The sequence below is a fragment of the Acidimicrobiia bacterium genome (genome assembly GCA_016650365.1).
In the GTDB taxonomy this organism is placed as follows: domain Bacteria; phylum Actinomycetota; class Acidimicrobiia; order Spongiisociales; family JAENVV01; genus JAENVV01.
In genome coordinates this window covers 1-7,588 of sequence record JAENVV010000019.1, presented here as the reverse complement: position 1 = coordinate 7,588, position 7,588 = coordinate 1, and the positions used below count along the sequence as shown (strand labels likewise).

The window sequence follows — 7,588 nt, the reverse complement described above, 5'->3', positions numbered from 1 at the left end:
GGGTAGACGTGCGTTGGCTGTCCTCGATAAGGGCTCGTTCTCCCAGAATCGATCCGGGTCCCACTTCTGCCACGGCCTCACCGTCCACTTCGACGGTGAGAACCCCATCAAGCAATAGGAACAGTTCGCTTCCGGGATCACCCTGGTCGACCAACGTTTCACCTTGGGCGAGCTTGCGGACCTTCGGTTTCTTCCCTTCGCGCATGATCTGGGTTGATAGCTGCCGTCGACGACCCGGGGATCGACGGTGGATCCTCCCGCTACGACCTTTCGGAGTCCTGAAGCCAACTCGCCGGGGTCGGCTACCCGTTCCTTCAGAAGGTAGGCGCGGCCACTCGTCCCGGTTTCAAAAAGACTCAGGGCATAGCGGGGTTCGACGTATTGGCTGAGAACAACCACACCAATGGTTGGGTGAGTGTCGCGAATCTGGTTGGCAGCGCGGATACCTTCGTCGGTCTGCGAGGGGGGCATTCGGATATCCGTGATAACCGCATCGGGTTCGTTCGTATCGACCGCGGCGATCAGGCCGTCGTAGTCCGCGCAAACACGATGTCTTCGTCGAGTGCCAGAACGGATCGGATGCCCTCTCGCATGAGAAGACTGTCCTCGGCGATTACGACCTTCAGTGTCATGATCGGGAGACTAACGACCAGGACCAGAACCTGTGTGTCTAGCTGGGGAGCGGTTCCGGCCGGGAAACGCCGGGTTTGGGCGTTTCCTCACTGAAACCCGAATTGTGGAGGTTCGCATAGTCGCCGTCCAGGGCCATGAGTTCGGCATGATTGCCACGTTCGACGATCTGGCCTTCCTCCATCACCAGGATGAGGTCTGCATCACGGATGGTTGACAGGCGGTGGGCAATGACGAAGCTGGTCCGGTCCGACCGGAGGGCCGTCATGGCGTGCTGGAGCAGCACCTCGGTGCGGGTGTCGACTGAACTGGTGGCTTCGTCAAGGATCAACAACGCCGGCTGGGCAAGGAACGCCCTTGCAATGGTGATGAGCTGCTTCTCGCCCGCGCTGATGTTGGTCCCTTCGTCGTCGATGACTGTGTCGTACCCATCGGGCAGGCTGTGAACGAAGCGGTCGACGTAGGTGGCGGTGGCTGCTTCGAGAATCTCGTCGTCGGTGGCTTCCGGTCGACCGTAGGCGATGTTGTCCCGGATGGTCCCTTTGAACAGCCAGGTGTCTTGGAGAACCATGCCGATCTGTGATCGCACGTCGGCTCTGGACAGTGTGGCGGTGTCGATCCCGTCGAGGGTGATTCGCCCGGCGTCAAGTTCATAGAAACGCATGATCAGGTTGACCAGGGTTGTCTTGCCTGCGCCGGTCGGTCCGACGATCGCCACGGTCTGGCCGGGCTCGACGGTCATGGAGAGATCTTCGATGAGAGGTTGATCATCTTCGTATCGGAATGACACGTTTTCGAACACGACCCGTCCGTGCGGATTTTTCAGCTGACGCGGCTCGAGGTCGTCAAGTTCTTCCTCATCGGCGTCGAGTAGCTCGAACACTCGCTCGGCCGATGCGACCCCCGATTGCAGGAGATTGACCATTGAGGCAGCTTGTGTCACGGGCTGGGTGAACTGACGTGAATACTGAATAAACGCCTGCACGTCGCCAAGGCTCATCGTGCCACTAGCTACCCGCAGGCCACCCAGCACCGCAATGATGACGTAGTTGAGGTTCCCGACAAACATCATGATCGGCATGATCAAGCCCGACAGGAATTGGGCTCCGAAGCTGGCCTTGTACAGCTCCTCGTTCTCGACCTCGAATGTTTCTTGCACCTCGCGCTGTCTCCCGAACACCTTGACGAGGGCGTGTCCGCTGAAGGCTTCTTCGATCTGCGAGTTCAGCGTTCCGGTCCGCCGCCATTGAGTTACGAATTGTTTCTGGGATTTCCGCATGACGAGGCCGGCGATGAGCATGGTCACTGGGATGGTGATGAGGGCGACTAGCGCCAGGGTGGGGGAGATCCAGAGCATCATCGCCACGACGAACCCGATCGTCAGCAGTGATGTGACCAGCTGGCTCATCGTTTGCTGCAAGCTCTGAGAAACGTTGTCGATGTCGTTCGTGACACGGCTGAGAAGCTCACCGCGGGGCTGGCGGTCAAAGTAGCGGAGCGGGAGTCGGTTCAGCTTGTCCTCGACGTCGGAGCGCAGCTGATACACGGTTTTCTGCACGACGTCATTCAGAAGGTAGCCCTGCAGGAACGAGAGCAACGATGACCCCACGTACAGGACGAGCACGATCAGCAGAATTCTCCCGACGGCCGTGAAATCGATCCCCTGACCTGGTATCAGATCAACGCCAGTGAGAAGGTCGGCGATCTGGTTTTGCCCCTGGGCGCGGGCGGCCTCGATGGCCTGGACCTTCGTGAGGTTGGCCGGGAGTTGGCGGCCGATGACGCCTGCAAAGATGAGGTCGGTTGCCTTTCCGAGGACGCGGGGTCCGAATGCGGCCAGCGCCACGCTGGAGACGGCCGCGATAAATACGGCGATGACCTTGAATCGTTGTGGTGCCAGGAGGTTGAGCAGCCGTTTGCCGGATTCTTTGAAACTGTTCGCTTTCTGGGCGATCATCTGGCCGCCCATGCCGCGGCCAGGGCCGCCTTCGCTCTTGATACGTTCGGTCGTTTGCATTCTTCGATTGCTCATGCGCTTGCCTCAGCCATCAACTGCGATTCAACGATTTCCACGTACGTCGGGCACGTCTCAAGCAGGGATGTGTGGGTTCCGAGACCGACCACCTTTCCGTCCTCGAGGACAATGATTTGGTCGGCATCGGCGATGGTCGAGACTCGCTGTGCCACGATGACGACGGTGGCCTCGGCCGTGACCGGTTTCAGGGCTCGCCTAAGTCTGGCGTCCGTCGCCAGGTCAAGAGCCGAGAATGAGTCGTCAAAAATGTAGATTTCGGGTTGGCGGATGAGTGCCCGGGCGATTGCCAACCGTTGGCGTTGTCCGCCCGATACGTTGGTGCCCCCCTGGGCGATCGGGGCTTCGAGGCCCTCCGGCATCGCTTCGACGAAGTCTCTCGCTTGAGCGATTTCAAGGGCCGCCCACATCTCGTCTTCTGTCGCGTCGGGCTTTCCGTACCGAAGATTGGAGGCGATGGTGCCTGTGAACAGATAAGGAGCCTGAGGAACCAGTCCGATTTTGGACCAAAGGAAATCCGGATCAAGCGAACGCACATTGATGCCGTCAATGGCGACCACCCCGTCCGTGGCATCAAACAACCGGGGAAGAAGACTGATCAGGGTGCTCTTGCCGGCACCGGTCGATCCGATTATCGCGGTGGTTTGGCCCGGCTTGGCTGTGAAGCTGACGTCGCACAGGACCGGGTGGGTGGCTCCCGGGTACTGGAAACTGATGTCACTCAGCTGAAGCTCGCCATGCTTGGCTACTTCGGTGACCCCATGTTCGGGAGGGACCACCGAAGATTCGGTTTCGAGTACTTCGCCAATCCGGTCGGCACTCACCGAGGCTCGAGGCACCATGATGAAGGTGAAGGTCGCCATCATGACCGACATGAGGATCTGTATGAGATAGGTCAGGTAGGCGGTCAGAGATCCGATCTGCATGGCACCGGCATCGATCCGTTGGCCACCGAACCACAGGACTGCCACGGTTGCCGCGTTGAGAACCACCATGACGATCGGGAACATGGCAGCCATCCAGCGACCGACGGTGATGGATACATCGGTGAGCTCGCTGTTCGCTTCCGCGAAACGAGAAGTTTCGAACGGTTCGCGGACGAAGGCTCGTAGCACCCGGATGCCGGTCAGCTGTTCGCGCAAGACCCGGTTGACGGTGTCGATACGTTTCTGCATCTTTCGATACGCAGGGATCATGCGAGAGATGATCACCCCGACTGCCGCTGCCAATAAGGGAACCGCCACGGCCACCAGCCAGGACAACCCGACGTCTTCGCGCAACGCCATGATGATTCCCCCAACCATCATGATTGGGGCTTGGACCATGAGTGTGAAGCTCATCATCACCAGCATCTGGACCTGTTGGACGTCGTTCGTGTTGCGGGTTATCAACGACGGTGCGCCAAACCCGGCGACTTCCCGACTGGAGAACTCGCTCACCTTCCGGAAGATCGAACTTCGAAGATCTCGCCCGAAGGCCATGGCGGTTCGGGAACCGAAGTAGACGCCGGTGATCGAACAAGCCACCTGAAGAAGAGAAACGGCAAGCATCACGGCGCCGATACGGAGGATGTAGTTGGTATCTCCCTTGACGACGCCGTTGTCGATGATGTCGGCGTTCAGGCTCGGCAACGAGAGCGATGCAATCGTAGCCACGAGCTGAAACGCCACGATGATCGTGATCGGCTGCTTGTACGCGGCAAGATGGCTTTTGAGGATCTTGACAAGCATCAGGACATCGAACTTTCGGGAGTGAGGATTCCGCTTGAAAGGACGGAGACAACCTCGTCGATCGTGAGCCTTTCGCCGGGGTCCATCCATGGGTTGGCGCTGGCGAAAATGAGACCGCGGAAAGCGGCGGCCGCTCTGGCGGGAGTGACGAGTAGTTGATCGGTGTGGCGCTCGAACAATTCGGCGACGGCAACCGAGATTGCCGTGTTGGCTTGAGTGACGAATCCATGGGCAGCCGCGCGTCGACCATTCGACGGGTCGGGCATCGACCGTAACACTTCGGCGAGAGCGCTCACGCGCTCAAATCGTCCGAGGAGGATTGTGCCGGCTGCGGTGAGTTGTCCCTGGAGCGACTGGTCAGGGTCGATGCTCTCGATGGCAGAACGGACCGAATCTGGATCCATTGTGATCTTTACCGCCTCGAAGATCAGAGAAGCCTTGTCGGGGAATACCCGGAAGATGGTCCCCTCGGCGATGTCGGCCGCTTGGGCCATGTCGGCGGTCGTCACCGAAGCGCCCCGTTCGACGAGCAGCGGGATAACCGCCTCAAGGATGGCGCATCGTCTGGCGTCGGGCGTCAGAGGCTTGGCGCGTCGTTGTTTCGTATTCATGGGGGTCACTCTAACTGAGTGAGCGCTCACTCACAAAACCAATGTTCCCGGAAAACCACCACTCTGAACCCTGGCCCGGTGAACGTTTCAGTACCAAGGCCTTTGATGTCGAGACCTCATATATCCGCAGATTCAAGCTGGTTGCGCGGGTCGAGCCGCCGCAGCGGGTGGTTGGAGTGTCACCGATTCCATGGTCGAAAACCTCAGCTAATTCCTAACGAATCCATAACCCGTCCACAGGCCGGCGGGTCCGTCAGGTCCCCGTGGTGCGATACTGGGACCTGTGGAACCGCAAGCGAGCGCTCCCGGATGGCCCGGTATTCCGGCAACATGGACATCAAGCGCCAAATCTGGTGTCGGTTGCGCACTACCCGGTACGAGTCGGGTGTGGTTCTCTCTTAGCCATGGAATAGTCAACGAGATCTATTACCCGCGGGTTGACCATGCCTGCACCCGCGATTTTGGCCTGATCCTGTCGACGGACGGCGGTGGCGTCTGGGAGGAGAAGCGGGTCGCCGAAACCGAGACGCGGCACATCGCCCCGCGGGTTCCTGGCTTTGTTACGTCGAGCACATTGCCACTCGGGCATGTAATTGAAAGGCGGGTCATCACCGACTCGCAGCGAGATGCCTTACTCCAGCATGTGAGGCTTGCCGCCCCTGATGGTCTCCTCTCGGGGCTTCACCTGACCGTGCTTCTGGCTCCCCATCTGGTCAATCGAGGGGCCGGCAACACGGCCTGGCTGGGTGAGTACAAAGGCATGCCCATGTTGTTCGCCGAAGGCTCCGGGGTCAGCTTGGCCTTGGCCTGTGATGTTCCGTTTCTATCTCGTTCGGTCGGGTTTGTTGGCGTGTCGGACGGATGGCAGGACGTTCACGATCATGGGCGCCTGACGTGGGAATACACCATGGCCAAGAATGGCAATGTGGCGTTGGCTGCCGAACTCGACCTATCGGCCGCCACCGAGTTCACGATGGCCATCGGGTTCGGGGCCGGTTGGGCCGAGGCGGCTCACGAAGCCCGGGCTTCGCTCCTCGCCGGGTTCGACTACGCCGAGCACCAATACGTGGAGGGATGGCAAGCGTGGTCGTCATCGCTTCTTGATCTGCACGATGAATTTGCCGCAGAGTCGGCAACGGTGGTCAGGGTGCACGAATCGCAGTCTTTTCCTGGCGGCATCATTGCCTCGTTGTCGACTGGACCACCGATGCATGGGCAACGACCAAAGAGACGCCCACGGAGGACACGACGCTGGGGATCCATGTTGCCGATCTCGATACCGCAGCTCTGGCGGTGGGATCGAACGTGGTGTTCACGTTTCACTATGTCGATGGTTCATGGGCCGGCGAGAACTACCGCGTTGAAGTAATAGAGGGAGCGGCCGGAGTCGACCGCACCATGATCGTGAGGCAGCCATGACAGGAAAACAAGCAAAATCCGACGCGCTGGTTTGGTTCGGATGCACCGGCGACCTTGGCCTAAAGATGACCTTCCCTGCGCTATTTCGAATGGAACGTCGGGGGATGCTCGATATACCCATTGTCGGAGTGGCTTCGTCGCAGTGGACGCACGACGACCTCGTGCAACGTGCGAGAGAGTCTGTTGAGCAATTCGGTGGTGGATTGCATGACGATCGGGACGAGGCGGCCTTCGATCGATTGGCCGCCCGGCTGGCCTACGTCGACGGGGATTACGGTGATGACGCCACGTTTGTGCAAGTCGCCAAGCTGCTGGACGCCTCGAAGGCGATCCGGCCGGCTCATTATCTTGCCATCCCGCCTGGCTTGTTCCAGACAGTGATTACCGCTTTGGGCCGAGCCGGGTTGGCCGACGATGGGCGGGTGATCGTGGAGAAGCCGTTCGGGAGGGACCTTGATTCGGCTCAAGAGTTGAGTCGGGTAGTCCACACGGTGTTTCCTGAAGAGCGGGTCTTTCGGATCGATCACTATCTCGGCAAGGAATCGGTTCTTGGCATTATGTATGCCCGTTTTGCCAACTCGATGTTGGAGCCCTTTTGGAATCGCGACATGATCGATAGTGTGCAGATCACGATGGCAGAGGACTTTGGCGTTGCCGGTCGCGGGAAGTTCTATGAAGGCGTCGGAGCGCTGCGTGATGTGGTTCAGAACCATGTGCTCCAAATTGTGACCCTGTTGGCGATGGAACCTCCGGTCGATATCGAGGCTGGATCGGTTCGTGCCGAGGCAGACAAGGTTCTCCGGGCTATCGATCCGCTGACATCGGGTGACCTGGTGCGTGGCCAGTTTGATGGCTACCGATCAGAAGCAGGAGTGGCCGCCGACTCAGACGTCGAAACGTTTGCGGCTCTTCGTTTCGAGATCGACAACTGGCGCTGGGGCGGCGTACCCTGGTTCGTCCGGGCAGGCAAGAATCTTCCGGTGCGTGCCACCGAAGCCCGCATCCGGTTGCGAAAGCCGCCGGCCAAGATCTTCCCTGGCGATCATGTCCCAAGCGGTGGATCCGACTACGTGCGTGTCCGGGTCACCCCCGACGGCCAGCTTGCTTTGGGCCTCCGCACCAAGGAACCGGGACCCGAGTTCGTAGGGGAGATGGGCGAGTTGCTG

The 7,588-nt window shown here is 59.6% G+C and carries 6 protein-coding genes and 1 pseudogene; 2 read left to right on the top strand and 5 right to left on the bottom strand.

The window, feature by feature from the left end; all coding sequences use genetic code 11:
- From JJE47_01170 to JJE47_01150, 5 genes and pseudogenes are all read right to left on the bottom strand, one after another.
- The coding region (locus JJE47_01170) for a cyclic nucleotide-binding domain-containing protein (GenBank protein ID MBK5266021.1) at nucleotides 1–205 on the bottom strand (205 nt) is incomplete at its 3' end.
- Between the two features lie 125 nt (nucleotides 206–330).
- A pseudogene (locus JJE47_01165) lies at nucleotides 331–576 on the bottom strand (response regulator).
- A 94-nt stretch (nucleotides 577–670) separates the two neighbouring features.
- Nucleotides 671–2,599 (bottom strand): ABC transporter ATP-binding protein, encoded by a 1,929-nt coding sequence (locus tag JJE47_01160; protein ID MBK5266020.1) that lies wholly within the window; start codon nucleotides 2,597–2,599, stop codon nucleotides 671–673.
- Between the two features lie 59 nt (nucleotides 2,600–2,658).
- Entirely contained in the window at nucleotides 2,659–4,392 is a 1,734-nt protein-coding gene (locus tag JJE47_01155) for an ABC transporter ATP-binding protein (protein MBK5266019.1), read from the bottom strand.
- Nucleotides 4,392–5,003 carry a TetR/AcrR family transcriptional regulator gene (locus tag JJE47_01150; protein MBK5266018.1) on the bottom strand — a complete coding sequence of 204 codons (612 nt, stop codon included), beginning with the start codon at nucleotides 5,001–5,003 and terminating at the stop codon, nucleotides 4,392–4,394. Before JJE47_01150 ends, JJE47_01155 begins: the two co-directional genes overlap by 1 nt.
- A 283-nt stretch (nucleotides 5,004–5,286) precedes the next feature.
- Between JJE47_01150 and JJE47_01145 the strand changes: the two genes are divergently transcribed.
- Entirely contained in the window at nucleotides 5,287–6,372 is a 1,086-nt protein-coding gene (locus JJE47_01145) for a hypothetical protein (protein MBK5266017.1), read from the top strand.
- Between the two features lie 46 nt (nucleotides 6,373–6,418).
- Nucleotides 6,419–7,588: glucose-6-phosphate dehydrogenase (zwf, locus tag JJE47_01140; protein MBK5266016.1), on the top strand; the 1,170-nt coding region annotated here is incomplete at its 3' end.